This is a genomic window from Luteibacter sp. Sphag1AF (genome assembly GCF_014192715.1).
GTDB lineage: Bacteria > Pseudomonadota > Gammaproteobacteria > Xanthomonadales > Rhodanobacteraceae > Luteibacter.
The window spans coordinates 447,669-472,741 of the sequence record NZ_JACHYH010000002.1 but is presented as its reverse complement, the minus strand read 5'-3'; the positions used below and the strand labels follow the sequence as shown (position 1 = coordinate 472,741).

25 protein-coding genes are annotated in these 25,073 nt (G+C 64.1%); 9 read left to right on the top strand and 16 right to left on the bottom strand.

Annotation, left to right across the window (positions count from 1 at the left end):
• The 11 genes from FHW69_RS09245 to FHW69_RS09195 are packed head-to-tail and all read right to left on the bottom strand — an operon-like array spanning position 1 to position 10,371.
• Positions 1–948 (bottom strand): glycosyl transferase, encoded by a 948-nt coding sequence (locus FHW69_RS09245; protein ID WP_343203999.1) that lies wholly within the window; start codon positions 946–948, stop codon positions 1–3.
• Positions 941–2,128 carry a hypothetical protein gene (locus FHW69_RS19025; RefSeq protein ID WP_255494718.1) on the bottom strand — a complete coding sequence of 396 codons (1,188 nt, stop codon included), beginning with the start codon at positions 2,126–2,128 and terminating at the stop codon, positions 941–943. The genes FHW69_RS09245 and FHW69_RS19025 overlap by 8 nt, the downstream gene beginning before the upstream one ends.
• Positions 2,116–2,385 carry a phosphopantetheine-binding protein gene (locus tag FHW69_RS09235; protein ID WP_183422755.1) on the bottom strand — a complete coding sequence of 90 codons (270 nt, stop codon included), beginning with the start codon at positions 2,383–2,385 and terminating at the stop codon, positions 2,116–2,118. Before FHW69_RS09235 ends, FHW69_RS19025 begins: the two co-directional genes overlap by 13 nt.
• A complete protein-coding gene (locus FHW69_RS09230; RefSeq protein WP_183422754.1) occupies positions 2,382–3,170 on the bottom strand; it encodes a lysophospholipid acyltransferase family protein in 789 nt (262 codons plus the stop codon). Before FHW69_RS09230 ends, FHW69_RS09235 begins: the two co-directional genes overlap by 4 nt.
• A complete protein-coding gene (locus tag FHW69_RS09225) occupies positions 3,146–3,883 on the bottom strand; it encodes a beta-ketoacyl synthase chain length factor (RefSeq protein WP_183422753.1) in 738 nt (245 codons plus the stop codon). Before FHW69_RS09225 ends, FHW69_RS09230 begins: the two co-directional genes overlap by 25 nt.
• Positions 3,880–5,079 (bottom strand): beta-ketoacyl-[acyl-carrier-protein] synthase family protein, encoded by a 1,200-nt coding sequence (locus tag FHW69_RS09220; RefSeq protein WP_183422752.1) that lies wholly within the window; start codon positions 5,077–5,079, stop codon positions 3,880–3,882. The genes FHW69_RS09225 and FHW69_RS09220 overlap by 4 nt, the downstream gene beginning before the upstream one ends.
• Positions 5,076–6,302, bottom strand: a complete 1,227-nt coding sequence (locus FHW69_RS09215) for a beta-ketoacyl-ACP synthase (protein ID WP_183422751.1) — start codon at positions 6,300–6,302, stop codon at positions 5,076–5,078. Before FHW69_RS09215 ends, FHW69_RS09220 begins: the two co-directional genes overlap by 4 nt.
• Before the next feature lie 31 nt (positions 6,303–6,333).
• Positions 6,334–8,691, bottom strand: coding sequence for an MMPL family transporter (locus FHW69_RS09210; RefSeq protein ID WP_183422750.1), 2,358 nt, complete (start codon positions 8,689–8,691; stop codon positions 6,334–6,336).
• Entirely contained in the window at positions 8,691–9,314 is a 624-nt protein-coding gene (locus FHW69_RS09205; RefSeq protein WP_183422749.1) for an outer membrane lipoprotein carrier protein LolA, read from the bottom strand. Before FHW69_RS09205 ends, FHW69_RS09210 begins: the two co-directional genes overlap by 1 nt.
• The gene (locus tag FHW69_RS09200) at positions 9,314–10,090 is read right to left on the bottom strand and encodes a glycosyltransferase family 2 protein (RefSeq protein WP_183422748.1); all 777 of its coding nucleotides are present in this window, start codon (positions 10,088–10,090) and stop codon (positions 9,314–9,316) included. Before FHW69_RS09200 ends, FHW69_RS09205 begins: the two co-directional genes overlap by 1 nt.
• A gap of 11 nt (positions 10,091–10,101) precedes the next feature.
• Entirely contained in the window at positions 10,102–10,371 is a 270-nt protein-coding gene (locus tag FHW69_RS09195) for an acyl carrier protein (RefSeq protein WP_183422747.1), read from the bottom strand.
• A gap of 623 nt (positions 10,372–10,994) precedes the next feature.
• On the opposite strand from FHW69_RS09195, the gene FHW69_RS09190 reads away from it, so the two are divergent.
• Positions 10,995–11,669 (top strand): hypothetical protein, encoded by a 675-nt coding sequence (locus FHW69_RS09190; RefSeq protein WP_183422746.1) that lies wholly within the window; start codon positions 10,995–10,997, stop codon positions 11,667–11,669.
• A 385-nt stretch (positions 11,670–12,054) separates the two neighbouring features.
• Here the strand turns inward: FHW69_RS09190 and FHW69_RS09185 are convergent, their stop codons facing one another.
• The gene (locus tag FHW69_RS09185; RefSeq protein ID WP_183422745.1) at positions 12,055–13,158 is read right to left on the bottom strand and encodes a Glu/Leu/Phe/Val dehydrogenase; all 1,104 of its coding nucleotides are present in this window, start codon (positions 13,156–13,158) and stop codon (positions 12,055–12,057) included.
• Between the two features lie 191 nt (positions 13,159–13,349).
• Entirely contained in the window at positions 13,350–13,697 is a 348-nt protein-coding gene (locus FHW69_RS09180; RefSeq protein WP_183422744.1) for a YXWGXW repeat-containing protein, read from the bottom strand.
• Between the two features lie 154 nt (positions 13,698–13,851).
• Between FHW69_RS09180 and FHW69_RS09175 the strand changes: the two genes are divergently transcribed.
• From FHW69_RS09175 to FHW69_RS09145, 7 genes are all read left to right on the top strand, one after another.
• A complete protein-coding gene (locus FHW69_RS09175; protein WP_183422743.1) occupies positions 13,852–14,745 on the top strand; it encodes an alpha/beta fold hydrolase in 894 nt (297 codons plus the stop codon).
• Between the two features lie 165 nt (positions 14,746–14,910).
• Positions 14,911–16,230, top strand: a complete 1,320-nt coding sequence (locus FHW69_RS09170; protein WP_183422742.1) for a hypothetical protein — start codon at positions 14,911–14,913, stop codon at positions 16,228–16,230.
• A 5-nt stretch (positions 16,231–16,235) separates the two neighbouring features.
• A complete protein-coding gene (locus tag FHW69_RS09165) occupies positions 16,236–17,057 on the top strand; it encodes an alpha/beta hydrolase-fold protein (protein WP_255494717.1) in 822 nt (273 codons plus the stop codon).
• Positions 17,058–17,085: 28 nt separating this feature from the next.
• Complete coding sequence (locus tag FHW69_RS09160) at positions 17,086–17,475, top strand: VOC family protein (protein WP_183422741.1); 390 nt, start codon at positions 17,086–17,088, stop codon at positions 17,473–17,475.
• Positions 17,472–18,482: an RDD family protein gene (locus FHW69_RS09155; protein ID WP_183422740.1), complete on the top strand. Its 1,011-nt coding sequence runs from the start codon at positions 17,472–17,474 to the stop codon at positions 18,480–18,482. Before FHW69_RS09160 ends, FHW69_RS09155 begins: the two co-directional genes overlap by 4 nt.
• 88 nt (positions 18,483–18,570) lie before the next feature.
• Complete coding sequence (locus FHW69_RS09150; protein WP_183422739.1) at positions 18,571–19,386, top strand: DUF3014 domain-containing protein; 816 nt, start codon at positions 18,571–18,573, stop codon at positions 19,384–19,386.
• 150 nt (positions 19,387–19,536) lie between these two features.
• The gene (locus tag FHW69_RS09145; RefSeq protein WP_183422738.1) at positions 19,537–20,340 is read left to right on the top strand and encodes an RDD family protein; all 804 of its coding nucleotides are present in this window, start codon (positions 19,537–19,539) and stop codon (positions 20,338–20,340) included.
• 8 nt (positions 20,341–20,348) lie between these two features.
• Here FHW69_RS09145 and FHW69_RS09140 read toward each other — a convergent pair whose 3' ends face one another.
• Both FHW69_RS09140 and FHW69_RS09135 read right to left on the bottom strand, forming a co-directional pair.
• Positions 20,349–21,284 carry a peptidylprolyl isomerase gene (locus tag FHW69_RS09140; protein ID WP_183422737.1) on the bottom strand — a complete coding sequence of 312 codons (936 nt, stop codon included), beginning with the start codon at positions 21,282–21,284 and terminating at the stop codon, positions 20,349–20,351.
• Positions 21,285–21,357: 73 nt separating this feature from the next.
• Positions 21,358–22,938 carry an SDR family oxidoreductase gene (locus tag FHW69_RS09135; protein WP_183422736.1) on the bottom strand — a complete coding sequence of 527 codons (1,581 nt, stop codon included), beginning with the start codon at positions 22,936–22,938 and terminating at the stop codon, positions 21,358–21,360.
• A gap of 415 nt (positions 22,939–23,353) precedes the next feature.
• Between FHW69_RS09135 and FHW69_RS09130 the strand changes: the two genes are divergently transcribed.
• A complete protein-coding gene (locus FHW69_RS09130; RefSeq protein ID WP_183422734.1) occupies positions 23,354–24,559 on the top strand; it encodes a hypothetical protein in 1,206 nt (401 codons plus the stop codon).
• Between the two features lie 59 nt (positions 24,560–24,618).
• Here FHW69_RS09130 and FHW69_RS09125 read toward each other — a convergent pair whose 3' ends face one another.
• Positions 24,619–25,056 carry an acetyltransferase gene (locus tag FHW69_RS09125; protein ID WP_183422733.1) on the bottom strand — a complete coding sequence of 146 codons (438 nt, stop codon included), beginning with the start codon at positions 25,054–25,056 and terminating at the stop codon, positions 24,619–24,621.
• Positions 25,057–25,073: the final 17 nt, after the last annotated feature.

The window sequence follows — 25,073 nt, the reverse complement described above, 5'->3', positions numbered from 1 at the left end:
TTAGTCCTTGTCGTTCCAGTAATGGTGGAAATTGAACCACTGGTGTGGCGCATCGAGGCAGCGCTGGCCCAGCCAGTGGGCATAACCGCGCACCGATTCGCTGATACGCGCATCGCGCTCGCGGCGGTCCCACGCCGAGGCGTCCGGGCCACGTTCCAGATGGATGCGGTAGCGGCCTTTGATCTTGAGGCAGCAGATGAGGTTGGTCTGGCAGCGCAGCAGGCTGGCCACCAGCCATGGGCCCTGCGGGAAGGCGGCGGGGCGCCCGAGAAAATCGACGGTGACGCTGCGGCCCCCGTGCAACGGAATACGGTCGCCGGCGATGGCAATCCATTCGCCGCGCGCAAGGCGCTGCGACAGGTCCATCATCACGGCGGTGTCCAGGTCGCTGACCTGGATGAGGCGCATGCCGTGGTCGCCTGCCTCATTCATCACGCGATTGAAATGCACGGCGTTGCGGGTGTGCACCAGCACGTTCAGCGGCACGCGCTCCCCGGCCTCGGCCATGGCGCGGCAAACATCGAGATTGCCCAGGTGCGTGCAGACCAGAATCTGGCCACGCACGCCATTGCCACTGGCGCGCAGCGCATCGCGCACGCCGGACGGGTCGTGCATGTCCACGTCGGCGGGGCCGAGCTTGCCTCGCCATGCATCCAGGCGATCAAGCAGGCATTCGCCAAAGCGCATGAACTGGGCGAAGACGCTGCCTGTGCGCGGAGCGAGCCCGGGGCGTCCGCTCCAGTCAGCCAGGTGCTTCTGGTAAAGACGGATGTGCCGCCGTGCCGTGCGGCCGGTGGCGAAGAAATAGAAGACGATGGCGTAGAGCAGGGGCGTCATGGTGCGGCGGCCAAACGAGCGCACCGCCCAGGCGGTGAGCTTGATGGCCATGAAGTTGCCACGCTCGCGCTGTGCGGCCCAGTGCAGGCTGCCATCGGCGGGATCAGACACCCACGGTCTCCAGTTGCATTCGTGCGGAGGAATAGTGGGTCTGTCCACGGCGCCACGCGAAGGTGAGGCGCTGCTTTTCGGCGTCGTGGGTCAGCTCCAGGTCCACACGATCCCCGGGTCGCAGCAGGCTCTGGAACTTCAGCGCATCCATGCTGCGGCATTGCCGGGGCGTACCAAGGCGCGCAGCCGCGAAATCCAGCGCCCAGCCCACCTGCACGACGCCCGGCAACACGGGAGCCTCGGGGAAGTGATCGGCGAAGCAGGCGAGATCCAGCGGCAGTGCCAGTTCCAGCACGTGACCTGACTCCGTGCTGCGCTCGGCGAGGATAACCGGCGCCACCGGCAGCGGCTGGCGCAGGCAGGTATCGACATGACGGCGCGTGACCACGGACGGCAACGCATCCGGAAAGCGCCACATGCGCGGTGCGGACAGCTCGGTGTCTGCCGGATCGACGGCCTGCGTGGATAGCTCGCTGACCAGTCCTTTGCGGCCGTGGCGCAGCAGTGCCATGCGACCGGCCGCAGACAGCAGCACGACCATGCCCGCCCCGAGCTTTCCCGCATAGCCCGCATGGGCCTGCTCGACCCATGGATGCGTCGCCAGGCGTTGTGCCGCGGCATTCATGGGTGCGTCACTGATGCGTCGACGCAACCGCTGGCGCAGCAGCCACTCGCCGGCAAACAGCACGCCCATGATCGAGTAGGCGATGATGCCGTTGTACAGCGTCCACAGATTCAGCGGCGAATACACGGCGAGCACGCCGGAGGTGATCGCATTGAACGCGAAAAAGCCCGCCCAGACCCAGGTGACCTTGCGTGTGTAACGCACGGCAGCCGGAGGCAGGTCCGGTTCGGTCACCCGCGCGATGCGTTCGATCATCGGCGGCCCGTAGCGCAGGCTGAGTCCGAAGGCGCACAGCAGCAGCGCGCAGATCAGGCTGGGATACCAGCGCAGCACCACCGACTCACCGCTGACGGCAAGAAACATGCAGTAAACCAGTGCCGCTCCCAGCATCCAGCGACCACCGGGCTGGCGCATCAGTGCAGGTGCGCGAATCAGCCAGATGGCGCCCAGCAGCATCGCGAACAGCGGCGTGGACATGTGCTCCATCCCGAAATACACGATGAAGGGATACAGCACGCCAACCACGGCCAGGATGAGTGAGCTCAGTCGTTGCATGGCAGGCGCTGTGCTTCAACGAACCGGGCCATGTTGCCGACAGTGGCGAAATGCTGGCGCGCATCACGCGAGTCGGCGGCCAGCTTGATGCCATAGACATTTTGCAGCGCCAGCGCCAGTTCCAGGGCATCCACCGAATCCAGCCCGAGACCCTGGCCGAACAGTGGCAGGTCCGCGGGGATGTCCGCCACGGTGGTCTCTTCGAGATTCAGTGTGTCGATGATCAGTTGGGCAATGTCGCGTTCAAGATCGGTCATGTACCCAGTTCCCTTGCGTAGAGGTCGTGCAACTGATCGTTGAGCCGGCGCGACGCTATCGGCAGGGGCGCTGATTCTCTGAAGGTGGCAACCTCGATGTCCTCGCCCACCCGAATGGTGACGGTGGGGCGGCGATGCGGAATGCGGTACCAGGGCTCGGCCTTGGTCAGCATCGACGGGGTGACGGTGATGAATACGGGCGTGACGATCCGCGCGCTGCGCAGTGCAATGGCTGCGGCGCCACGATGAAAGCAGGGTGCGGTACCCGGCGTGGTGCGGGTGCCTTCGGGAAACACGAGCAGAGCCTGGCCATCGGCGAGGACCTGTGCCGCTTCGTCCAGCATTTCCGGGCCGCCGCTGTTGCTGATGTACTGTGCCGTGCTGATGGGCCCACGCATGAACGGATTGCGCCAGAGGCTGCGCTTCACGATGCAGTTGGCGTCGCGGATGTTGCCCAGAAGAAACACCACGTCGATCAGCGACGGATGGTTGGCCACGATCATCTGCCCGGGCTTGCCCAGGCGCTCCTTGCCTTCAAAGCGGAAGTGCAGGACACCGCTGGCGATCATGAAGCGATAGTGCAGCCAGAACGCCCAGCCGACCGTGCGTCGGGCGCGGCGACGGCGCACTTCGGGACTGCCCGGCCAACGGCACACCACGGGCAGGATGAGCGCTCGCAGCAACAGCCCGCCCATACCGAAAAAAGCGAAGCTCAGCGCCGTGGACACCAGGCGCAGCGGATAGGCGTTGGTGCGCCGGGTCACGGTAGTCGGTGCCACTTCCATTGGCGTGATCTCCATGCATGTTGAACGGGCGCGTGAGGGTCATGCAAAGCGCGCAGAAAATCCAGTGCATTTGGCCATGCACCGGGCCGGGCATCGGCGTCGTTGGCGTGCAGGCTGAGGCGCCAGCGGGTAGCCGATGAGGAGGCGTCGGGCAACGACACGCGCAGTGCGACGGCATAGGAGAACGGTACATCGTCGATCCACGACCGCAGCGCTTCGGCGGGCTGTTCCTCTGCCATGACGACCAGCGCGGACGGCGCGCCTTCGTGAAGGAGCGCCGCCGCTTCCAGCATGGCGTGCTCGAAGGTGTCGCCTTCGCCGGCCAGCGCGACCGATTCGCCTTTCTGCCCACGCAGAATCGACCATTGTCCGGCGATGGCGTTGTGCACCGACAGGCCGAACTGGGTCGGCGACAGGGGCTGATCGCGGCCGATGTCTTCCAGCAGCGCGAACGTGCGCGGCGTTTCGCCATGACGCGATGCAAAGACGAACGGCAGTTGTTCGTCGTCGGCACACAGCGGCCAGGCGACATCCATCGTGATGCGCGCCAGCCGGCTCAGGCGACGGCGTTGCATCGCGGGAATGAACGCGCATGACGGTTGCTGGCCGCTGTCGATCAGCGCGCGCGGTGCACTTGCCCAGTCGCGCCAGGCGGCATCGGCGTCAATGCCCGGTGCCCACGCGCGCCATGCGTCAATCTGGATGTCGATCACGCCGCCTCCCTCCGGAAAACCAGCGTTGCGCAGCTGCCGCCGAAGCCGAAGCTGTTGCTCAGCACGGTGCGGAGCGTTGCCGCAGTCGTGCCGGTCAGCAGTGGCGTCGATGCAAATGCCGCCTCGCGCTGTGCGATGGCCATGCCCGGGACGGACTGACGCTGCATCATGCCGATGCACGCCACGGCGTCGAGGGCACCCGCTGCACCCGGAGCGTGGCCGATACCGCCCTTGATGGATGAGATGCCCGGTACCGTGTGGCCAAGTTCAGCAAACACGGCGTGGATGGCCTGCCACTCCATCAGGTCGCCCTGCGGTGTGGAGCATGCGTGCGTGTTGATGTAATCGGGAGTGGCGCCGGATTGTTCCAGCGCCTGACGCATGGCTTCCGCGATGCCGTCGACGCCCGGTTGCACCATGCTTTGCGCATCGTTGGCGGCACCATAGCCGACGAGCTCAGCCAGGACGGTCGCGCCGCGCGCGGTGGCATGTTCGAGGGATTCAAGCACCAGTACGGCAGCGCCCGCACCCGGCACGAAGCCATCACGCTGCTCGTCATACGGGCGCGACACGCCGCTGGCAGACAGCGCACCCATCACGTCGAAACACATGGCGGTTTTTTCGTCGAGCTCTTCGGCGCCACCGCAGATGACGATGTTCTGTCGACCCAGCTGAATCAGTTCCATGGCCTGGCCTATCGCATGCGCGCCGCTGGCGCAGGCTGAACTCAGCAGATAGCTGCGCCCACCGATGCCGAATGCGTGCGCCAGGCTGGCCGGTAGCGCGCTGGTCATGCAACGCGGCACCGTGAATGGCGACATGCGTGAGATGCCGCGCGTGCGATGCGCGTGCAAGGCAGCCTCATGTTCACTGAGCGCGGCATTGCCACCCATGAGCAGGCCGCAGTCGCGCCCTGCCAGCGATGTGTCTTCCAGTCCGGACTGTGCGATGGCTTCGCGCATGGCGTGCCACGCATACGTGGCCGGCGTCGAGAGGTAACGGCGCAGTTTGCGCGGAGCTTCGTCCAGCAGTCCTGCATCGACCGGCGCGCCCACCTGGCAACGCATGCCAAGCTCAGTGAATGCCGGTACGTGCACGATGCCGCTGCGCCCGGCGAACAAGCCGTCCAGCAGCGCATCGGCGCCTGTACCCAGACAGGACACCGCGCCCATGCCGGTGACGACCACGCGCTTCATCCGTGGTACGCCTTGAAGATCAGCGACGTGTTGATGCCGCCGAAGGCAAAGTTGTTGTTCATGACGTGATCGGTGCGGATCGCGCGTCCTTCGCCGGTCACGTAATCCAGCGGTGCGCATTCGGGATCGGGCTGGGTCAGGTTGATGGTGGGAGCGAACCAGCCCTCACGCATCATCTGGATGGCCCACCACGATTCCAGTGCACCGCAGGCACCCAACGTGTGGCCGACATAGCTTTTCATCGAACTGATGGGCACGTCCGTGCCGAGCACGCTGGCGGTGGCATGGCTCTCTGCCACGTCTCCGCGATCGGTGGCGGTGCCATGGGCGCTGATGTAACCGATGGCTTCCGGTGCGAGCGACGCATCCGCCAGGGCCATGCGCATGGCGGCGGCCATGGTTTCGCGAGTGGGCTGGGTGATGTGCGCGCCGTCGGAGTTGCAGCCGAAGCCGATGACTTCCGCATAAATGTGCGCGCCGCGTGCCTTCGCGTGTTCGTATTCTTCAAGCACCAGCGTGGCAGCGCCTTCGCCCACCACCAGGCCATCGCGCCTGGCATCAAACGGCCGGGGCGTCAGCGACGGCTCGTCGTTGCGGGTGCTGGTGGCGAACAGCGTGTCGAACACCGCTGCGCCAGGGCCGGAGAGTTCTTCCGCGCCACCGCAGACCATCAGGGTCTGCTTGCCCTGCTGGATGGCCTCGTAGCCGTAGCCGATGGCCTGGCTGCCCGAGGTGCACGCGCTGGAGGTGGGAATGATGCGGCCCTTCAGGCCGAAGAACACTCCGATGTTCACCGCCGTGGTGTGCGACATCATCTGGATGTAGCTGGTGGCAGTGACGCCCTGCATCGAGCCGGTTTCCAGCATGTGACCAATGGTGCGTGCCGGTTCGATGCTGCCGCCGGACGAGCCATAGGCCACGCCCATGCGTCCATCGCTGATATCCGGATTGCCTTCGAGGCCGGCGTCGCGCAACGCCAGCTCGCTGGCGGCGACGGCGAGGCGGGCGACGCGGCCCATCGAGCGCAGGTGGCGACGCGGCCAGTCCGGCAGCACGAAGTCGTCCACAGGACAGCCGAGGCGCCCGTTCAGGGAATCGAAGTAGTCCCATTCGTGCATGCGGCGCACCGCATTGTGACCCGCGCGAAGCCGGGCTTCGATGGTGTCCCAGTCTTTACCCAGTGGAGTGATGCCGCCCATGCCCGTGACAACGACGCGTTTCATGGGCGGTTACTCCGTAGTGCGAATGCAGTGTTCATCGGGAAGTCTCGCGGGGCAGGCTGACCGGTGCCAGAAGCACGGTGAAGCCGATACCCAGAAGCAGGGTGGTACCGAAGTGACGAAGGGCCGGCATCGTACTCAATGCCAGCAGGCCAAACGACAACAGGGCAGTGATGGCCGAAAGGAGCACGCCGGCATAGGCGGCACCCGGACGCTGCGCGGTATGTGGCTCGCCTTCGCGCAGGAATACGGCGTAATTCGCGCCCACACCCAGCACCAGCATCAAGGCCATGACGTGGAAGAGGGTGAGTGGCTGCCCGAGATAACCCAGTGCGGCCAGTGTGAGGCCAATGCCGAGCAACGGCGGCGCAAGCACGCGCGGCGCGGCGCGCAAGCCGTAACGCCAGGCAAAGGCGACGCCCACCAGCAGCAGGGCGGCACCCAGCCATACATCGGCGTAGCCGCGATAGCGGCCAAACAGTGCGGAAACACTGGCCGGCTTGTCCACGAACGTGATGCCGGGAAGGCCGTCGGCCGCAGCGGCCAGTTGTGCGGAGTCGTCCTGTCCCTGGGGTAGCACGATGCTGGCAAACGCGTGGCCACGCTGGCCCATCCACAGATAATGGAACGGCATGGAGACGGGCATCGCCATCCAGTCGTCCAGCGTCATCGGGCGACCGGGCCACGCGTTGGCGAAGGCATCCAGTGCACCAGCGCGGAAGCCGGCTTTTTCGGCGGCGTCCGCAAGAACGGAACGGTTTTCAAGGACGCGTGCGAAGGCATCCCTGTTGGACTGCTGGCGCTGCGCCGAGGGAAGCATGGTGGTCACGCCTGTCCATGCATCGAGCTGTTTCGCTTCGATCATCGCCTGCAAGCGTGCCGTCAGCGCTTCCTCGTGTTGCAGCGTCTGCTCCACGGTGTCGCCCTGCACGAGGTAGAACTGGCTGCCCGTGCCCATGCCGGCAATGCTGGCGATGTCGCGGGTGTCCTGCTCCAGCACGGCGGGCGGCGAAATCAGCAGGTGAATGTCGTCGTCATGGTCCAGCAGGCACCAGCCTGGCGCGGCGGCCACTACAAGCACGCCGAGAACGACCAGTCCGCGACGTGCCTGCGCCAGCGTGCTGACGGGGCGTTGCCACGACAGCGCGATGCGCGATAGCGCAGGCGATACGGGTCGGCGTGCTGCGGGCCTGGCCAGTGCCGGCAGCAGCCAGAGCACGCTGAAACAGGCGACCAGCATGCCGACGATGGCAAAGCATGCCATCTGACGAAGCGCGGGGAACGGCACCATGCCAAGCAGTGCGTAGCCCAGAAGCGACGTGGCAAGGGCGAGAAGCAACGCCGGCCGAACCTGTCGCACGCCGGCTTCGGCGTTCCACGCCTGCGCTGCGTTGGCACGTGCGCACAGGTACTGGATGGAGTAGTCCACCGCTTCGCCCAGCAACGCGGCGCCGAACACCAGCGTCAGCAGATGCAACTGGCCGAAGATCGCAATGGTGATGGTGATCGCTGCAATCACGCCAATGGCGGTCGAAAGAAACGCGAGCAGCAGCGGCCGTGGCGAGCGGAACACGCCAATCAGCAGCAGTGCGATGCCCACGGTGGAGGCGATGCCGACCACGTGCACATCGCGCTCGGCGCCCGCGCGTGCGGCGGCGGCGTAGAACATTGTGCCAGTGCGCAGGATGTGCACGTCCGGATGCGCGGCCGTGACTGTGTGTGTGGCGGCCTCTACCGAGGCGAGCGCGGGGCGCTGGATCTGATCGTCGTACGACGATCCGGCCAGCGTGGCGATGACCATCACGTAGGTCGTGTCGCCACGGTGTGCCGTCAGCAGGTCGTCTTCGGGAATCAGGGTGCTGCGATTGAATGGCTGGGTGTTGAGCCAGTGCTGCAACGTGCCGAACGGATCGTCGGTGAGACGTGTGCCGATGCCTGCACCGAACGGCTCGTTGAGGCGCCGGGTGAGCATTCCGGCCACGTCAGGAGACGGCGCCTGCCAAAGCGCGCGATCTGCGGCGGTCAGCAGGTGGAAGCGGAACGGCAGGAACGGCGTGGTCAGCTGATCCAGATCAAACGGCGGCAGTTCGGCAATGGCACTGGCGATGCCAGGCTTGCCCGCAAGCGCCGCACCGAATGTGCGTGCAGCGTCTTTGGCGTCGTCATCGTTCTTGCTGGCCAGAAGAAATACGAGGCGATCACCGCTGGCGCGCGAAAGACGCTCCACGGCTTCTTCCGCGACCGGCTGCCGCTCGGTGGGCGGCAGCATGGCCAGCAGGTCGGTCTGCAATGGCGAGGTGCCGCGACCGAACAGCAGCCACGCGCCCAGCAGCGTGAGTACGAGCGCACCCAGCCCGAACAGGCTCGCACGGAGGCCGGGTGTCAGGCGCATCATGGGCCGCCAAGCGCCCGCTGTTCCACGCCCGTGAGTTCACCGGCGTCGCGCGTGTTTTCGAAGCGGATGCGGGTGGCTTCGCCACTGCGCAGCTCCACGTCGATGGCCTGGAGATATTCGTTGCCACTCAACTGGATGGCGGCCAGCACTTTTGCCATGCGCGACTGGCGGGGTGTGAACCGCATGCTCCAGTGAGCGAGCGATCCCTCGACGGTGACGTCGAACTGGCGCAACGGCTCGTCCGCGTTGCCAGCCAGCATGGATTGCAGCATCTGCGACACCTGGGTGACGCCCCGGTTGCCGTCACGTACGGGAGCGATGTCGCCGTTGGCGTCGATACGCGATGCACCGGAAGGCGTCATGACCAGCGTGTCTTCCAGAGGTTCGCGCATGTGCCAGATCATGCCGTGGCCGACCACGAAGAGCAGGTCGCCGTGGCTTGCCTGAGGCTGGGCGAGCGCGGGGTTCTCGCGCGTCTGGGTAAAGTTCGCGCGCACCTTGCCGTGTCGCGCCAGCTGTTGCAGCACCTGATCGAGCAGGGCGGGACGCGGCGCCGTGGCATCGGCATGGGCCAGGCCCACGGGCAGCAGGCAGAGCAGGAAAAGCAGCAGATAACGCATCAGCGGAAAGCTCCGGAGAGACGGCGACCCAGGATGCGCGGCGCGCGGATCAGCATGCCGAGCACCAGTCGCGTGTGCATGGCGGTGATGCGCGCGTTGTCGCGCAGCATGCGGAAATGGGAGAGCCCGTTTTCCGGGTAGATGACCCGGGTGGGCAGATTCAGCGCGGGCACGCCGCGCCAGTGCAGGCGCACGGCGATTTCGGTGTCGAAGTCCATGCGTGCCGGAAGCGGGGCGCGCGCGATTTCGGCACGCGTGGCTTCCAGCGGATACAGGCGATAGCCGCACATCGAATCTGCAATGTCGAAGGACAGCGTTTCCAGCCAGACGAAAACATGCGTGAGGTAGCGGCCATACAGGCGGGCGCGCGGCACGCTGTCGTCGTACAGCGCCTTGCCACAGACCATGGCAGCGGGACGCGCCTGGGATGCGGCAAGAAAGGCGGGCACGTCGGCAACGTCGTGCTGGCCATCGGCGTCGATTTGCAGCGCGTGGGTAAAACCTGCGTCGTGCGCCGCAATCAGGCCGGCGCAGAGCGCGCGGCCCTTGCCCTGATTCCGGGCAAGCCGGATGAGCGTGACCTGCGGGGTGTCGGCAACCAGCGTGTCCAGCACGTCGCGGGTGGGCGCGTCGCTGCCGTCATCCACGATCACCACCGGCAGCCCGTGCGCGCGCAACGCTTGCACGGTGCGGGTGATGGTTTCTTTATGGTTGTAGATCGGAATCAGCGCACAGGGCGCGAAACGATGCGCCACGGTGGCGCCGTCGGCCGACATGGACTTGCCGCTCAGCGTTCGATCAGGGTGCGCACGGTGGCGACAACGTCGCCGACGGTACGGACGCTCTTGAAATCTTCGGGCTTGATGCGTGCGCCGGTCATGTCCTGCACCTGGATGGCGAGGTCGATGGCGTCGATGCTGTCCAGCTCAAGGTCGGTGAACAGGTGCGCATCGAGGGTGACCCGTGCCGGGTCGATCTCGAACGTGCCGTTGAGCACTTCCTTCAGGCGGGCCAGGATGTCGTCGTTGCTTAAGGCTTCAGCCGTGTCGGTGGTCATGCTTGATGTCCCTTTCTTCGCTCGCGTTCCCTGTTTACGTCGCCCATGGCGCCAGGCGGGCACGACGTGGTCCAGGGGACGTGTCGCCCCTCGAAAGTGTGAAGTTCTATTGATGCCCGTGAAACGGGCCCCCTATTTCGAGGACGTGGCAGCCGGGACAAGCCTGAGTAAATCCTCGCTAACCGTTGAATTGTAACAGATGTATCCGGCCGAGGATGTGTAGGTGGGGCTCGTTGGATCAGGTGGCGGTAGTCCCCGCCCGTGGAGGTTTGTAGGCCCTGACCCCTTCGCGGGTGGCGACCGATTAACGAGAGGGAAGGGCCGGGAGCGATTCGGGGGCAAGCGCAGCGTGGCGTTGGCCTGACCCGTCCTGATTTAGGGTGACACCTGCGTTGAGGTATAGCAGTCGTGTTGGATGACGACCCGGGGAAGTGCGGGCTTTCGCGTTGCCGGTGAGCGCCCGATGCTGTTCTGGGCTGCGCGTCCGATGATGGATGACTGGTGGCGGAAGGTTGCCGAAACCGTGTTCCCGTCGCCATGCAGTGGCCCAGCGGGGCCGCTATGATGCCCTCAGCCGAGGGTCGCCCCCGCGCCCATCTCAAGGAGTCGAGGATGCCGAGCGCATGAATTACCTGCGTTACGCCTGTCGCGCCGTGCTGCTGGTCGCCGGCCTGTTCGGTCCAGTTGCCCTGGCGTCCGCCGCCTCACCCCCAGGTGCACCGCCCGCCCGGAGCGCCGATGCTGCGCGCCCCGTCTCGGCGCCCACCCCCACATTGTCGTTCAGCCCATCCCCGCAAGGAGCTTGTATGACCGCTGCCGCGCCACACCGTTCGGCAGATGCCGTTCGCGTGACCCAAGCCCTGGTCGACTTTTTGACCCATCTCACGGCAAGCGAAGAGTTCACTGCAGAGCACGTTGGGCAATGCTTTGGCGTGCCGCTCACCCCGCGCGAGGAGGATTCGATTTACATGAGTCCAGACCTCGGGGGCGGCTGGAAGTACGGACTGAAGGTGACGCCGTCCAACAAAATCATGAAGCGTGGCTTCGAGTTCTGGCTTTTCAATCAGGACCGGAGGGCGGACCCCACGCCCATCTGCGTGCTGAGCCTGGACGCCTTGCGTCAACAGCTCGTGGCCCATGGGTTCGTTGAGCGGTTTCGTCGCTCCGAAATTGGCAATGTGGACTCCGTGGACTTTGTGAAGAACGATGTCGTACTCACGGTGATTGGCAGCGACCTGGTGGTAGCGCCCAATGGGAATGAATGCTTCCGCGCATTGCAAACCACGGATGGTCTCTGAGCGAACAGGAGGCGCAGCTAAATGGCCAGAAGCCATGCAGCATTTCCAGCAGGCGCAACAGCAACAACAGGCGCAGAGCCTGCAGGCCGCACAGGACCAGGTGCAATTGCAGGGTCCGGTAATGACGCACGGCGGAATGCACTAGTTTTGCATCGCCAGACTCAGCTCCAATCGCCGGGTCTGGTTCAGAACTTTCGCGCGAGGACGTCCTTCAGTGGGTGCTACCCCAGCACCAGATCGGCGTCCCGGCCACCTTTGCTTCGGTCTCGACTTCAAGCTCAGACTGAAAAGCCCGAGCCCGGCGTAGTGCCGGACTCGGGCCTTTGGCTTCTGGCTCGAACTGCCCAACTTCTGGAGGGCGGTTCGCTCCAGCGGACCCCACCCATTACTGACCGCGCATGCGGCCCTGGAAGCGGGGAGCGCCGTTGCCCATGTGGGGCAGGCGGATCTTGCCGATGGCGCTGATGCGCTCTTCTGCCATGCGATCCGCGGCCTTGTAGGTCGGGATGTTGTCGCGGGCGGAGATTTCGAAGATGCGACCGACGTTGTAGTAGATCGTGCGCATCATGCGCATGGCGCGCTCGCGGTTGTAGCCGTCGATTTCCAGCGACACGTTCATCACGCCACCGGCGTTGACGGCGTAATCCGGAGCGTAGACAACGCCACGGCGGGCCAGTTCGTCGCCGATGGCGTCGGTGGCCAGCTGGTTGTTTGCGGCGCCGCAGATGATCTTCGCCTTGATGCGGTCGATGGTCTGCTCGTTGAGCGTGCCACCCAGGGCGCACGGGCTGTAGACGTCAGCGTCGACGTCGTAGATTTCGTCCAGGCCCACGGCTTCGCAGCCCAGTTCGTCGACGCAGCGCTGCACGGCATCCTTGTTGATGTCGGTGACGAACACCTTTGCGCCCTGCTCGCGCAGCAGCTTGATGAATTCGCTGCCGACGTGGCCGCAGCCCTGCACGGCGTAGCTGTACTTGCCCACATCTTCGTTGCCGTGCTTGAACTGCAGCGCAGCCATCAGGCCCTGCAGCGAGCCGAATGCGGTGAACGGCGACGGGTCGCCCGAACCGCCGTGCACCTGGTGCACACCGGTTACGTATTCGGTTTCACGGAACACATATTCCATGTCGTTGACGTCGATGCCCACGTCTTCTGCCGTGATGTAGCGGCCGTTGAGCGAGTTGACGAAACGGCCGAAGGCGCGGAACAGCGCTTCGGACTTGTCCTTGGAGGGATCGCCGATGATGACGGCCTTGCCGCCACCCAGGTTCAGACCGGCCACGGCGTTCTTGTAGGTCATGCCGCGCGAGAGGCGCAGCACGTCGTTGACCGCATCCTGCTCGGTCTTGTACGGCCACATGCGCAGGCCGCCCAGCGAAGGACCGAGCACCGTATTGTGGATCGCGATGATGGCCTTCAGGCCAGCGTCTTTGTTATGGCAGAAGACGACTTCTTCGTGACCGGTTTGGGCGATGGTTTCGAAAATCATCGAACGCAGACTCCAGTAAACATTCAGCGACCTTTAATCGGCCGCTTGCAGGTGAATGCCGGGCGTGGGGACGGCCAGCGCGGTGGAACGACAAAAAAATTCGCCCCGGCAGGGGCCGGGGCGAGGTGTTCAGCTGCGTAGTTTAGACCTTGCGGGCGCGCTTTGTAGGTGCGCCGCAGCAACGGGGTGAATTAACGGCGACCGTGCCAGTGCGGATCGCGGTCCCAGCGCTCGCGCTCGTAGCGCCATGCGTGACCGTATGGACGGTAGACCGGCGGGCGGTAAATGTAGCCGGGACGTGCTCCGTACCAGCGTCCGCCCACCCAGACGTAGCGGCTGCCGACCCAGTTCCAGTAGCCCGGAGCCCATATGTAGCCATAGCGCGGCGGTGGGACACGCTCAAAACGCGGCGGTGGCGGGCGGGTGCCGACGGTCACCGACACATAGCCCTGGGCGGCGGCAGGTGGCGTATAGGCCACGGCGCCAACACCAAGGCCAAGTGCGGCCATGAGGGCAATTCTGGCAGTGAGAGTGGTCATGGGATGAATCTCCTCGTCACCTCCGCGGTCGCGGAGTCAGTGTCGAAAACGGCGGGCAGGCGCCGCCGTTGACGATGGCCTGCGTGGACCGTTCATGTTTGTGACGGGACCGGCCGGTTGGTCCCGTGGGCCATGCGCGCCACAATAGGCGGACATGACTTCCGCCAACACATCCACCCGACCTGCGCCGCGTTTTCGCCTGCGCGACATCGCCACGCTGCTGGGCCTGCGTGCCGCCTATCGGCTGGGCAGCCGCTTGCGACCCGCGCGCACCGTGGCTCACGCGGCAACGCTGTTCCAGACGCCGCTGCCCAGCAGCCGGACGCGCGCAGCCGCCGCGCTGCCGGTGACCCGCGCGCGTCGGGAAACCCTGGATGTGAATGGCGAGGCGATTGCCAGTTACGTATGGGGTGATCCGGCCCGTCAGCCCTATGTGCTGCTGGTGCACGGATGGTCGAGTTTCGGGCTGCGTTTCGAGGCCTGGGCCGCACGTTTGCAGGCACTGGGTTTCGCGGCGGTGGCGTTTGACCAGCCCGGGCATGGTTGCAGCGCCGGCACGCTGTGCACGCTGCCCGACTTCGCCCGCACGGCAGCGGCGGTGGGGCGCCACTACGGGAATGCGCACGCGGTGATCGCCCATTCGCTGGGTGGTGCGGCGGTGACGCTGGCGTTGGGTGATGGGTGGAGTGCGGAGCGCGTGGTACTGATCGCGCCTGCGGCCGACCCGGAAGCGGCAACGCGCCGCTTCGCCCGTTTCGTCCGTCTGGCAGACCGGCTTCGACCGGAATTGCACAGGCTGCTGGCCGAGCGCACGCAGGTGGCTATCGAAGACCTCCATGTGTCGTTGCACGCCCCGCGTCGCCATCAGAAGGTGATGATTGTTCACGACGCAAAGGATCGCGACGTGCCGCTGGCGGAGGGCGAACTTTATGAATCGCTGTGGCCGGGCGCGCGGCTGGTGCGTACGACGGGGCTGGGCCACCGGAAGATCGTGGAAGATGGTGATGTAGTGGCGTTGATCATTTCGTTTGTTTCAGCAGCGGACTGACACGAGTCGGGAATGGCTGTTTTTTAAGCAGCACAATGCAAGTGCCCGCCGGGGAAGGGAGATTGCGGGTTATCCACATGCTTATGCAGCGGCTGTCCACACCGGTTGTGGATAACGCCGGAGGGAGCGCCTCCCGAAGGGCGCAGGGACAGGGGGAGACATCGGATGAAGCGTTTTGCGGCGGTGGTGGGTGGCTTGCTTGCGTTGTGCCTGTTTGTACTGGGTGGCATGTTCGCGTGGGGACGGTTGCGTCCTCCCACGGCGGAGCAGATCGAGGCGCTTTCGTTGCTGGCGCGTCCGTCGCAGCCGACGCAGGGGCGCAACGCGTTCAGCGCGTTGTTTTTCTCCAACGTGGATGTGCCTGCCGACAAGATTGACCAGGTATACGCCGCTGAGCGGCCACGCGCGCTGCACTGGCTGACGTTCGACATGCTGACCGCTACGCCGGAGCATTGGTACAAGCCCGCGGTGCCGTATCCATCCTTGCCCCGGCCGGTGGAAAGCGATGGACTCTGCCTCGCTCGCGACCAGCACTGTCTTGCGAAGGTGCGCCAGAATCAGGACACCGTGCGTGCCTCTCTGGCCAGGCATCATGTAAGACTGGAGCACGAGCGGGCGCTTGCCGGCTACGACTACGTGTGGTCTGACCTGACCGAGGGGCCCACCGCAGATTTTCTCGTTTCCAGTTCGGACTCCCGTGGTTTGTGGTCGACATCCGCCGCGCTTGATTTTGTGGACGGCAAATTCGACCGGGCCTTTGACAGTGTCTGTACGCAGATCGAAACCCGCAGGCGTCTGCGTAAAGGCACGAATGCTTCTGTGGTCAATATCCTCGGCGGGATGACCATGTCCCAGGCGACACATCTGTTCGCGGACATGCTGAGCGAGGCCCCGGAGGGTCAGCCATTGCCTGCCAGTTGCACCAGGGCATTCTCCCCGCTGACCGTCAGCGACGTGGATCGCTGCGCGCTGATGCAGTTTGACTTCAACAAGACACTCTCACCCGATCTCTGGAAAGCGGACCTGCCGTGGACGGATCGGTGGAAAATGTCGCTGGAGCACAGTCGTCGGCTGGCCGCCCCACGCTATGCCGCTGCCTGCTCGGAGGCAGGGTTGTCCCGCTTGCTCATGGACCAGCCGATTACCCCGGGTGAGTGGTTTGTGCATCCGGACGCATTCGACGCTGTTTCCAACTCATTCGGCATCGTCCTCATGCAGATCGGTGCGCCGATGCATGAATCGACCCTCAATCGGGACGAAGACATCGTAGCGTCGCTGCGGATGGGCGCGACGATCCTGTGGCTCGCGCAGCACCCGGCCCCGGGACAGTCGCTCGATCAGCGCCTGGCTGCCCGTCCCGCATGGATGCACGTGGATGACTCACGTCACTTGCGCGTCTCCGACGATGGCCGCAGTCTGCTTATTTCGCCGCATGGTCCGGGCTCCGGCTGGGTGGACGGGTGGTCTTTGCCGAAGGAACGTTGATGCGCATGGGTGTGAAACAGGTCATGGTCAGGATGGCACTGGCCGTGCTGGCCGCAGGGCCGTGTGCGCAGGCGCTGGCAGACGTACCGGTGCCGGGCGTGGACACCTTCACCGTGCACTCCACCGTACCGGCGGAAGATCGTCATATGGTGGTTTACACCCCGCCCGGTTACGCGACGTCCGGCCTGTCGTACCCGGTGCTGTACATGCCCGACGGCGGCCTTCAGGAAGATTTCCCGCACGTTGCCGAAATGGCAGACAAGCTCATTCGTGCCGGCGAGATGGCACCCGTGCTGATCGTGGGCATAGAGAACACCGAGCGCCGCAGGGACATGACAGGTCCGACCACGGTGGCATCTGACAAAGCCATTGCGCCACGTGTCGGTGGATCCGCAAATTTCCGCGCGTTCATTGCCGGGCAGCTGATTCCGCACGTCGAAAGCCACTATCGCACGACGAAACAGCGGGGCCTGATCGGTGAATCGCTGGCGGGCCTTTTCGTTGTCGAGACGCTGGTCCGACAACCGTCGCTGTTTGACGTGTACATCGCGATCAGTCCCAGCCTCTGGTGGAACAACGCAGCGCTGGCTGCGGGGCCACTGGACAAGTTGAAAACGAAGCAGGCCGCCGTGCGCCTTGTTTATCTGACGTCAGCGGATGAGGACACCATCGCACCTCACGTCGCGACGTTCGCCAGGGCGCTGAAGCAGGCGAAGTTGCCGGGCCTGAGGCTGGTCTATGAGCCGCGTCCCGCCGAGCACCACGACACGATCTATCGGGCATCTGAAGAATCCGCGTTGAAAGCGGCTTATCCGGTCGGCCACTGAATCTACTTATTGCACGGAGCTTGAACGCATGCGTCTGGGTTATACGCTGGTTTATGTCGCGGACGTCGAGGCGACGGTTGATTTCTATGAGCGCGCTTTTGGCCTCGAACGCCGCTTCGTGCATGAGAGCGGGCAGTACGCCGAGATGGAAACGGGCAGCACGGCGCTGGCTTTCGCAGCGCACGGCATGTCCGCAGGCGTTGGCATTCCGGTTCGGCCGAATCTTCCTGAAAAGATGGCGGCGGGTATCGAGCTGTGCCTGGTGACGGACGAGCCGGAGTCGGCCTATGAGCGTGCGATTGCTGCGGGCGCTGTTCCCGTGCATCCGGTGGAAGTGAAGCCCTGGGGCCAGAAGGTATCGTACGTGCGCGACCTCAACGGCTGTCTGCTCGAAATCTGTTCGCCGGTGGGCGCATGAGTCCGTCCCTTGTTCCGTGGCGACGTCGCAAGGCTGCTGCGAAGCCGGCGGCAACGTCTGTGCGCATGGCTGGCATTTTTCGCCGCTTCTTCTCGTTCGTGATCGATGCTGTGGTGCTGAATGTGCTGGGCCTCATCATCGGTGCGGTTTTCTTCGATCAATTGGCGGGCCTGGGCATCTGGGCGAGACTTATCGGCCTGGTGATTGCCACGCTCTACATCGGCTTGACGACCAGCAAGCGATGGGGCGCCTGCACGCTGGGACAGAGGGCGCTGGAGCTTCGCGTCGTGGATGCCAGGGGTGACGAGCTTCCCCTTGGCAAGTCGCTTCTGCGTGCCTTCGTACTGATGACTCCCTTCGTGCTTTGCGGCACGGCGATGATCCTGAAGGATGCGCCACTCTGGCAGCGCGTGTTCGATGGCGTGATGGGTGGTCTGGCCGTTGGGTCGCTGTATCTTCTGGTGATCAACCGCCGCACGCGACAGGGATTGCACGATCTTGTCACTGGCGCGTTTGTGGTCCGGGAAGACACCTGGCACTACCCGATGCCCGGCGTGTCTACATGGCGTCCGCACCTTTACTACGTTGCCGGCATCGTCGTCATTTGCGCAGCGGTTGTGCTGTCTGGCTTTCCGGTAGCGGTTCGGTTCGCCGGTTTGTCCCAATCTCAGCTGGCCGATGGCGCGGCGCCGGAAGGCACGCCAGTGGTCCTCGCGGGATGGATGGAGACCAAGCCCAAAAAAGCCGACAAGCCATCGGGCGAAGCTAAACCCACGCCGACGCCCGCGCCAGCCAAGGGCGGGGTGGAGAAGATCTGCGTGTCAGCGAAATTCGTACTGCGTGGCCCTGGCATCGAGCAGGAGGCACTGGCAAAGCGTCTGGTGCGCGACAAGGCGAAGCAGGAGGGATGCGGCCTTGATGAAAATCTTCCTGTCCGCCTGATGTACGGCTACGACATGGGCATCATGCGCGGTGCTCGCTTCCGCGATTACACGATCGAACCCTGACCGGCCGAGCTTGCACACATCTGGCCATTGAACCATCGGCCCCGGGATCAGTCTGATTCGGGGTTGGGTTTTGATATGGGCAATGCAAATGAGCAAGCAATCGTCGGGTGCCGTGGTTCTGTTGTGGGGTGTCGTGATTCTGGCCGCCGTGGGTGCGGCGTGGCTGATCTGGCAGAAGGAGAAGGCCGCCAGCCCGTCTTCCACGGCCGTAACGTTACCGTCGTCGTCATCCACCGCAACCGCAGCCCAGAGCCCAACGGGCATACAACACCCCATCAACGAAGCACCCGCAGGGGCATCGACAGTGGCGCTGCCGCCACTGGAAAGCAGCGATAGTGCCGTGCTGGCATCGCTGCTCGCCATGGCCGGTGATGATGCGCTGAAGACCTTGCTGGTGCCCGAACACATCGTGCCGCGCATCGTCGCTACGGTGGATGCGCTGCCGAAGCAGAGCGTGGGCTTGAACTTGCTTCCGCTGCGCACGCCCACAGGCAGCTTCGTCGCGTCCCATGACGACAACGGACAGGCTGTGCTATCCGAACACAACGGCGAACGCTATGCCACGTATCTGTACGTGGCCAAGAGGATGAATCCCAAGGCCGTCGTGAGCTGGTACAAGCGGTACTATCCGCTGTTCCAGCAGTCTTATCGCGACCTCGGTTATGCGGACGGCTATTTCAACGACCGCCTGGTGGCAGTGATAGATCATCTGCTTGCCGCGCCTGAGCCGCACGGTCCTGTCGCGCTGGTTCATCCCAAAGCCGCTTACGAATTCGCCGATCCGTCGTTGCAGTCGTTGTCGGCAGGACAGAAATTCATGATCCGCCTCGGCCCTGCGGGCGAGGCGCAGATGAAGTCCACTCTGCGTGCCATTCGCGAAGGCGTGATCGCGCCGGGCCAGTGATGCGTGTGTCGCGACTACTGAGGTAAGCTCGCGCCGGTGAGCTGTGTGGCACGCTGTGCCGCGCCTTGAAGGGGCTGCTGTGTCTGTTGCGCGTGGTGGTGGCAGTGTCACCGCTCGCTCGCGCCCGCCCCGCCAACGCAACAGGGGGCAATGGCAATGACGGGTGAGGTGGCAGTCTGGTACTACGTCAATCGTGACCGGCAGCAGGCGGGGCCGGTGACCGAGGCGAATCTTCTTGCGTTGTATCGCTACGGTGACGTGGACGACGGCACGCTGGTGTGGTGCCAGGGCATGCCGGACTGGGCTCCCTACAGCGCCGTGTTGAATCAGTCAGTCATGCTGCCAGCTGTCGATGGCGAGTCGACGGTGGATGCATCGAATGCGACTCGCTTCGGTGCTGACAACGCGCGCATATTGCCCAAAACACATCCGTGGCGCCGCTACATCGCAAAAGTGGTGGACATTGCGACGAGCGGTCTGGCCACTTTTTTCGTGGTGGTTTTCGTCATTGCCATGATCTCGCACCCGCTGGCCAGCCGCGTTGTCCACCTGGCACAGGTGCCGCTGGTGTCGGGACTGTTGCTCACGCTTGTGTGGATTCCGATCGAGGTCATGTGCCTGTCGGTGTTTGGCACGACCCCGGCGCGCTGGGTATTTGGTATCCGCGTCCGCCGCGTGGACGGCGGTCTTCCTTCGGCGAATCAGGCATTCCGGCGCACCCTGTGGCTGGTGGCTCAGGGCATGGGCCTGAGCCTTCCGATCCTTGGCCTGATCTGCCCGGCGCTGTCGTACCGGCTGCTGACCGAGGAAGGCCACACGCCCTGGGATGAAGGCCAGGGCCTGGTGGTGACACACGCCGTGTGGGGCCCCGGCCGCGCTTTTGTCGCGACAGCGGTGACTATCCTTGTGTGCGTGATGCAGGGGATGCTTTCCTGGTGGGGAAAGCATCACTGATCCATGCGTTACGGCGCGGCCTTCGACGGGTCGCGAACCGGAATCGAGATATTGCAGATGTCGATTTTTCCGGCAGGCAACGTGTAGAAGGAATCCTTGCGGTTGCGCTTGGCGTCGATCACGGCCGCAAAGGTCTTGCTGTCGGTGCGAAGTACCTGAATCGGGGTGCGCTCGGCTTCGGGCACATCGGCGGCCAGGCGCACCGTCTTGATGGTGACGCGCTGTTCGGGCTTGTCGTAAAAGCCCATCGGCTCGCCACCGCGCGGATACGCAGAGAGGATCTGCATGCCCTGAATCACGCGACCGGCCACGGCCAGATTGCGATCCAGATTGCGCGGCGCCTGTCCGATGATGGCGTACAGCGAGCTGCCATTGCCGGTTTCCGCGCCCACGTCGCGCGCCACGCCCACGGCACCGTAGCAATGGGTCAGCCAGGCCTGGCCGTGTGCCGTGTCACGGGCTGCGGGAAAGCCCTGTGAGAAGCCGACCTCGGGCGCGTACACGTCGCCATCGGGCAGGCGGGTGAACGGGATCGACTTGTCCAGCTTGCGCACGAATTCCGGTGGCAGGGTCTCTTTGGCAGAGCCGATGCTCTTTGCCTTGGCCTTGTCGTCGCCATCGGGGTCGCCCCACTGGGTGACGAAGTTGTCCTGCACGCGAATGACGGCCGTGCCGTCGAAATAATGCTCGCGGATAAGCGTGCGGATGTTGGCCGCATGCTCCGGCGACCAGTCCTGCGCCAGCTCGATGATGACGCGGCCCTGCGGCAGGTCCATGTACACGAGGTTCTGCGGATCGGGCGTGCGCCATTCGGCGGGGCTGGCCTTGGCCAGCAGCTCCCTGGCCGTGGGCGTTGCGTTGGCTTTCTTGGCCTCGTCGGCAAGAGCCGGGCCCGCCAGAAGGGCGGTGGTCAGGGCGAAGGCGAGGCAGGTGCGTTTCAGCATGGGTTCCCCTTGGGTGTTTTTCACCCAGGGGAAAGTAGCAGAGTCGCGGCACCGCGGGCGGTGCCGCAGGTCATTACCAGTCGGTCGGCTTATAGTCCTTGAGGAACTGGCCCCACACGTGCTCGCCGGAGTTGATGCCGTGGATGATGGGGTCCACGATGCGCGCGGCGCCGTCCACGATATCCAGCGGCGGATGGAAGCGTTCTTCCAGCACCTTCTTCGCAGCCAGCGCGGCCGGATCTTCGTCGGTGACCCAGCCGGTATCCACGCTGTTCATGTGGATGCCGTCGTTCTGGTAGTCCGTGGCAGAGGTGCGCGTCATCATGTTCAGCGCGGCCTTGGCCATGTTGGTGTGCGGATGGCGGGTGGTCTTGAAGCTGCGGTAGAACTGGCCTTCCATCGCGGACACATTCACGATGTGCTTGTCCCGCTCCGGCGTGCGCAGCATCAGCGGCTTCAGGCGCGCGTTGATGAGGAACGGCGCAATCGCGTTTACCAGCTGCACTTCCAGCAGTTCCACCGATGGCACTTCAGCCATCAGCAGTCGCCACGAATTGCGTTCACGCAGGTCTACCTGCTGAAGGTCCTGGTCGAGGCGGCCTTCGGGAAACAGGTGCTGCTGAGCCAGAAGTTCTTCAGGCAGCAGTGGAACCTGTGACAGTTCGGCGGCGCGGGTCAGGCCGGGAAGCGGGGTACCCGAGGCGGCCATGCCGGTGCCAGCTGCCTCGCCCGTGCCGAGAATGTCGGCACCGCGCATGCCTTCGTAGTCACCGACCAGGGCACGTACTTCTGCCGGCAAGTCGTGAAGTGCCGCAGTTTCGCCTTCCATCATGTGCGCGTAGAAGTCCGGCGGACGGCGCACGGTCTGGCAGGCATTGTTGATGATGAAATCCAGGCGCGGACGTGTGGCGATCAGTTCCTGACAGAACGCTTCCACACTGGGCGTGTGGCGCAGGTCCAGGCCATAAATCTGCAGGCGATCCTTCCACTGGGCGAAGTCCGGTTCCTGCGCATAGCGGGCAGCGGAATCACGCGGGAAACGCGTGGTCACGATCAGTTCGGCACCTGCACGCAGCAGCTTGAGGCCTGCCTGGTAACCGATCTTGACGCGACCACCCGTGAGCAATGCAACACGACCGGTAAGGTCGGCGTTCTCGGTGCGCTTGATGTAGTTGAACGCAGCGCACTCGGGACACAGCTGGTCGTAGAAGAAGTGGATCGTGGTATAGCGCGTCTTGCACACATAGCAGTGCTGCGGCAGCGTGGATTCACGCGGCTTGCTGGCGTCCACATCCGGATGGATGTCCTGCGGATCGAAGCCCACCGGCGCAAACACGTTGGGTGTGCTGAATACCGGCTTGCGGCGCAGCGCGCGAATGCCTGTGTTGTCCAGTACCTCGTCATCGGCGCGGATCTTTTCCGCATAGCGCGCCTTTTCTGCCGCCTTGAGCTTCACACGCCGGGCGACCGGATCGGGGTCGTACACGCTGGCCACGGCCTGATGCAGGCGACCGCGCTCCTGCCCGGAAACCTGTTCCAGCATCTGCGGATCGGCGGCGACAGCTTCAAGCAACTCGGTAGCAGCGCGCAGGCGCTCCACAAGCGAGAGTTCCCCGTCGTCCTGCGCGGGCAGGGGGGCAGTATTCGTGTTCACTTCGGTTCGATCCGTTTCAGCGTAAGGAATGGCGGGCCAGATGCGGCCTGAAGGGCGGCGCCAGTCGGCTATTTTGCCTGATTTTTCCGGGACGGCCCCGACGACGCCCTTCCCGGGCCTTCCCCACGGCTCCCCGTCATGCCATTGTCGGCCCTGGGGTGCTGTGCAACGTATTGAAAAATAATTGTTTGTGGCCGACTCGTCCCTCCTGCTGGAGGGACGCGCGAACGAGGGTATATATCTTTTGACCAGCAGATTCCTCCGGGAGGGAATCGTAAGATCCTTCACGCTACGACTTGCACAGGACGGCGGTGCCGGATGTGTCGGGGGATGCTGTTAACCGCAACGCAAGTACCGCAGCTCACTTCGGAAACCTGGCCCGTCACCCGTTTCACAACTTTCGTTGGGGGACTGTATGCGTGCACGTATCGTTTTCGTATTGCTGATCCTGCTGTGGATAGCAGCGCCGGGCGTTGCCATGTCGCAAAACTGCGACACGCCGCTTTCCCCGGCTCTCAAGACCATCATTTATTCCGAAAGCAGCCAGACCATGGCGCAGGCGCTGTTCGACCTGCAGCACGCATCCCAGGAGTCGATTCAGAACCATACATCCGGATGGTCGGGAGGGTTCGGCTTTCTTGGTTCATTCAAGCTGGATGGCAACGCTGGTTCAAACAGTGGATCGACATCTCAGCAGCGCTCTGACTATGTCAGCCAGCATGCCCAGAGTCTCGACTCCGATACGATGAACAGGTTCCGAACGGAGTTCGTGTCGAGCGATGCGTGGCAAGCCTACATTGCCTGTGTCGGTGGCCAGGGAAAGTTGCTGTTCGCCTCGCTTGATGCTGCGACGTCAGGTGACTATGACACGGCCGTCCTTCAGCTCGTCCCTGTGCGAACCGACTTCCTTGGCAAAGTCGTTTCCATGGATGTGGCCGGTGCCCGTTCGTTCAAGGACTGGACGGGGGCGGCGTTGCCGTCACCCGTAGGGCAAGTCATTTTGCGCAAGCCCGAGCAGCCTCTGACCGTGCTTGTTTCTACCACCCTCGGCAATTTTACGAAGACGCTGCCGGCACGGCCCGTCCTCACAGACGTGTCCCATACCACGGTGGCGCTTCCTCCTCCGTCTTGCAATCCGTGCGATACGGATAAATGGGCGTTCTGTCTGGGGCAGTTGCAAACCTACTGGACCTGGCAACTCATGAATGAGAAACGTGACTCGCCTGCGGTAGACCAGATCGTCAGCCTGCGTACTGCAACCGTGATTGATACCTGCGGTGCGAAGCGGTTGAACAACGTCGTGACAGACGCGCCACCACCCATCCCGCCGAATCTTAATGCGCAGGCGCAGAATGCGTTCACTGCGTGGCGCGAGGGCACCACTAACAGCGCGCGCATGGCAATGCAGGACTATAGACCCACCATCAACAGTCTTCTGGCACGGCTTGCGTCGTACGGCGATAACGACTTCGCCGCCGATATGCGCGGACTGGTTGGCGCCCCGACGGATAGCTGGCCGCAGCCGTTTTGCCCGTTGATGATTACCAAGCCGCTGCTGGCGGCGCCGGATGTCTTCGGCCATGGCACTGGCGTATTTACAGACTGCCCTTTGTTTCGGTAGCAGTGCCTGGCTGTTTGTAGTTCGGCGGTTGTCGTTCGTGAGGCGACCGCCGGCTCGACTCAGCCCCCGTGGCGCAAGTGGATCAGGGGATAAGGTCGCCCCTGGCTATCGGATGCCGAGCGTCCCGTGCGTTGAAATCCCATGCGTTCGTAGAAGCCGACGGCCTGGGCATTCTGCTCGTTGACGTCGGTGGTCAGGCCCGGGTGCATGGCCAGGGCATGGTTGAGCAGGGCGCGTCCCGTACCCGTTCCACGCTGGCTGGCGTCGATGAACAGCGCTTCCATGTGTCCCTCGTGAAGGAACATGAAGCCGATGGCGCGATCATTGCCGTCCACGGCAAGCCACAGAGGGGCCGTGGGCAGGAAATGTTCGACCTCGCGCTCGATCTCGCGCCGGTCGTCGCTGGACAGGAAATCATGTGTGGCGTCCACGGCGCTGCGCCAGATGTCCATGACACGGGGACCGTCGGCGGGAGTGGACAGGCGAAGAGTGGGCATGCGGTCGTGCTCGGTCG

Excerpts from the sequence above, each read along its gene's own strand:
- FHW69_RS19025 (WP_255494718.1), bottom strand. The coding sequence starts at position 2,128 with ATGCAACGACTGAGCTCACTCATCCTGGCCGTGGTTGGCGTGCTGTAT.
- FHW69_RS09160 (WP_183422741.1), top strand. The coding sequence starts at position 17,086 with ATGCGTCTGGGTTATACGCTGGTTTATGTCGCGGACGTCGAGGCGACG.
- FHW69_RS09125 (WP_183422733.1), bottom strand. The coding sequence starts at position 25,056 with ATGCCCACTCTTCGCCTGTCCACTCCCGCCGACGGTCCCCGTGTCATG.
- FHW69_RS09130 (WP_183422734.1), top strand. The coding sequence starts at position 23,354 with ATGCGTGCACGTATCGTTTTCGTATTGCTGATCCTGCTGTGGATAGCA.
- FHW69_RS09190 (WP_183422746.1), top strand. The coding sequence starts at position 10,995 with ATGAATTACCTGCGTTACGCCTGTCGCGCCGTGCTGCTGGTCGCCGGC.
- FHW69_RS09230 (WP_183422754.1), bottom strand. The coding sequence starts at position 3,170 with ATGGAAGTGGCACCGACTACCGTGACCCGGCGCACCAACGCCTATCCG.
- FHW69_RS09220 (WP_183422752.1), bottom strand. The coding sequence starts at position 5,079 with ATGAAGCGCGTGGTCGTCACCGGCATGGGCGCGGTGTCCTGTCTGGGT.
- FHW69_RS09210 (WP_183422750.1), bottom strand. The coding sequence starts at position 8,691 with ATGCGCCTGACACCCGGCCTCCGTGCGAGCCTGTTCGGGCTGGGTGCG.
- FHW69_RS09155 (WP_183422740.1), top strand. The coding sequence starts at position 17,472 with ATGAGTCCGTCCCTTGTTCCGTGGCGACGTCGCAAGGCTGCTGCGAAG.
- FHW69_RS09185 (WP_183422745.1), bottom strand. The coding sequence starts at position 13,158 with ATGATTTTCGAAACCATCGCCCAAACCGGTCACGAAGAAGTCGTCTTC.
- FHW69_RS09165 (WP_255494717.1), top strand. The coding sequence starts at position 16,236 with ATGGGTGTGAAACAGGTCATGGTCAGGATGGCACTGGCCGTGCTGGCC.
- FHW69_RS09175 (WP_183422743.1), top strand. The coding sequence starts at position 13,852 with ATGACTTCCGCCAACACATCCACCCGACCTGCGCCGCGTTTTCGCCTG.
- FHW69_RS09140 (WP_183422737.1), bottom strand. The coding sequence starts at position 21,284 with ATGCTGAAACGCACCTGCCTCGCCTTCGCCCTGACCACCGCCCTTCTG.
- FHW69_RS09215 (WP_183422751.1), bottom strand. The coding sequence starts at position 6,302 with ATGAAACGCGTCGTTGTCACGGGCATGGGCGGCATCACTCCACTGGGT.
- FHW69_RS09145 (WP_183422738.1), top strand. The coding sequence starts at position 19,537 with ATGGCAATGACGGGTGAGGTGGCAGTCTGGTACTACGTCAATCGTGAC.
- FHW69_RS09205 (WP_183422749.1), bottom strand. The coding sequence starts at position 9,314 with ATGCGTTATCTGCTGCTTTTCCTGCTCTGCCTGCTGCCCGTGGGCCTG.
- FHW69_RS09150 (WP_183422739.1), top strand. The coding sequence starts at position 18,571 with ATGAGCAAGCAATCGTCGGGTGCCGTGGTTCTGTTGTGGGGTGTCGTG.
- FHW69_RS09235 (WP_183422755.1), bottom strand. The coding sequence starts at position 2,385 with ATGACCGATCTTGAACGCGACATTGCCCAACTGATCATCGACACACTG.
- FHW69_RS09180 (WP_183422744.1), bottom strand. The coding sequence starts at position 13,697 with ATGACCACTCTCACTGCCAGAATTGCCCTCATGGCCGCACTTGGCCTT.
- FHW69_RS09195 (WP_183422747.1), bottom strand. The coding sequence starts at position 10,371 with ATGACCACCGACACGGCTGAAGCCTTAAGCAACGACGACATCCTGGCC.
- FHW69_RS09200 (WP_183422748.1), bottom strand. The coding sequence starts at position 10,090 with ATGTCGGCCGACGGCGCCACCGTGGCGCATCGTTTCGCGCCCTGTGCG.
- FHW69_RS09170 (WP_183422742.1), top strand. The coding sequence starts at position 14,911 with ATGAAGCGTTTTGCGGCGGTGGTGGGTGGCTTGCTTGCGTTGTGCCTG.